A 2,520-nucleotide genomic window follows, 5' to 3' on the forward strand; every position below is an offset into this window, starting at 1 on the left:
CGTGGAGAGCGATGCGACGGTGCTGTCGGTGGTCGAGAGGCCGGTGGACAACGAGCCGATGCCGGTCGACGTGGAGGTCGACAGCGAAGCGATCGAGCTGGTGGCCGAGCTGAGGCCGGTCGATGTCGACGTGGAGAGCGATGCGACGGTGCTATCGGTGGTCGAGAGACCAGTCGACAGCGAACCGATGCCGGTCGACGTGGAGGTCGAGAGCGAGGCGATCGAGCTATTCGCGGAGCTCAGGCCCGTCGACGTCGAAGTCGAGAGCGACGCGACGGTGCTGTCGGTGGTCGAGAGGCCAGTCGACAGCGAAGCGATGGAGCTATTCGCGGAGCTCAAGCCGGTCGACGTCGACGTGGAGAGCGACGTGACGGTGCTATCGGTGGTCGAGAGGCCGGTGGACAGCGAGCCGATACCGGTCGAGGTGGAGGTCGACAGTGAAGCGATCGAGCTATTCGCGGAGCTCAGGCCCGTCGACGTCGACGTGGAGAGCGAAGCGACCGTGCTGTCGGTGGTCGAGAGACCAGTCGACAGCGAGCCGATGCCGGTCGACGTGGAGGTCGACAGCGAGGCGATCGAGCTGTTCGCGGAGCTCAAGCCCGTCGAGGTCGACGTGGAGAGCGACGCGACGGTGCTATCGGTGGTCGACAGACCGGTGGACAGCGAGCCGATACCGGTCGACGTGGAGGTCGACAGCGAAGCGATCGAGCTATTCGCGGAGCTCAAGCCGGTCGACGTCGACGTGGAGAGCGACGCGACGGTGCTATCGGTGGTCGACAGACCGGTGGACAGCGAGCCGATACCGGTCGACGTGGAGGTCGACAGCGAAGCGATGGAGCTATTCGCCGAGCTCAGGCCCGTCGACGTCGAAGTCGAGAGCGAAGCGACGTTGCTGTCGGTCGTCGACAACCCCGTCGACAGCGACGCGATCGAGCTCGAAGCCGAATCGAGTTTCGATGCGACGGCGTAGAGCTGGCTGCCGTTGATCGCATCGGTGCTGGTCGCCGTGACCTGGCCGGCGGCGACGTTCGTGATCTGGCGCTCCGCGCCCGGTGCGCCGACGCTCACGACGCCCACCGGCGCGCTGCCGGCGAACGTGCCGAGCGTGGTCGAGCCGACCGTCGCGCTGCTGGTGGGGGTGGCCGCGGCCGTCACCGAATTCGCGCCGAGCGCGACCGAGTTCGCCGTGGCGGCCGTCGCGCCCGTGCCGATCGCGACGGCGTCGGCGCCTGTCGCGACGCTGTCCGGCCCCGTCGAGTTCGCGTGAAAATACTTGATGCCGTTCGCGTTGATGCTGTCGATCGCCGAACCGACGCTGTTGTTCGTCGTGGTCGTGCCGTTGGCGTTGTACGTCGTGTACGACGGCGCGGAGATCGTGCCCGTCGCCGAGTTGTAAGTCGCGCCGCCGCCGAGCGCGGCCGCGGTGCTGTTGCCGAGATTGTTGGTCGTGGTCGTGACCGTCGACAGGCCCGTCGACAGCGAACCGATGCCGGTCGACGTGGAGGTCGACAGTGAAGCGACGGAGCTGTTCGCCGAGCTGATACCCGACGAAGCGGAAGTGGACAGCGAGGTCAGTGAGCTGTTGGTGCTGCTGAGGCCACTGGACAGCGAAGCGACGTTGCTATTCGTCGTGCTCAGGCCAGTCGACAACGAGCCGATGCCGGTCGAGGCGGAGGTCGAAAGCGAAGCGACGTTGCTGTTGGTGGTCGACAGTCCGGTGGAAAGCGAGTTGACGCCGCTTTGCGCGGTACTGATGCCCGACGAGGCGGAAGTCGACAGCGAGGTCAGCGAGCTATTGGTGGTGCTGAGGCCAGTCGACAACGAGCCGATGCCGGTCGACGTCGAAGTCGAGAGCGAAGCGATCGAGCTATTCGCGGAGCTGAGGCCGGTCGAAGCCGACGTCGAAAGCGAAGCGACATTGCTGTTGGTGGTCGACAAGCCGGTCGACGCAGAGGTCGAGAGCGAAGCGACGGAGCTATTCGCCGAGCTGATGCCCGACGAGGCGGAAGTCGACAGCGAGGTCAGCGAGCTGTTCGTGGTGCTGAGGCCGGTGGACAGCGAGCCGATGCCGGTCGACGTGGAGGTCGACAGCGAAGCGGTCGAGCTATTTGCGGAGCTGAGGCCGGTCGAAGTCGACGTCGAAAGCGAAGTGACAGTGCTGTTGGTGGTCGACAAGCCGGTCGACGTGGAGGTCGACAGCGAAGCGACGGAGCTGTTCGCCGAGCTGATACCCGACGAAGCGGAAGTGGACAGCGAGGTCAGCGAGCTATTGGTGCTGCTCAGACCACTGGACAGCGAAGCGACGTTGCTGTTGGTGGTCGACAGTCCGGTGGAAAGCGAGTTGACGCCGCTTTGCGCGGTGCTGATGCCCGACGAGGCGGAAGTCGACAGCGAGGTCAGCGAGCTGTTCGTGCTGCTAAGGCCAGTCGACAACGAGCCGATGCCGGTCGACGTCGAAGTCGAGAGCGAAGCGATCGAGCTATTGGCCGAGCTGAGGCCGGTCGAAGCCGACGTCGAAAG

Annotated in this window: 1 protein-coding gene; it reads right to left on the reverse strand. The window is 65.5% G+C overall.

Annotation, left to right across the window (positions count from 1 at the left end; all coding sequences use genetic code 11):
• A partial coding sequence (locus X946_RS29475) for a beta strand repeat-containing protein (RefSeq protein WP_442854585.1) occupies nt 1-2,283 on the reverse strand: 2,283 nt, incomplete at its 3' end.
• Nucleotides 2,284-2,520 lie beyond the last annotated feature (237 nt).

The organism is Burkholderia sp. ABCPW 111, from assembly GCF_000773065.1.
Taxonomy (GTDB): domain Bacteria; phylum Pseudomonadota; class Gammaproteobacteria; order Burkholderiales; family Burkholderiaceae; genus Burkholderia; species Burkholderia savannae.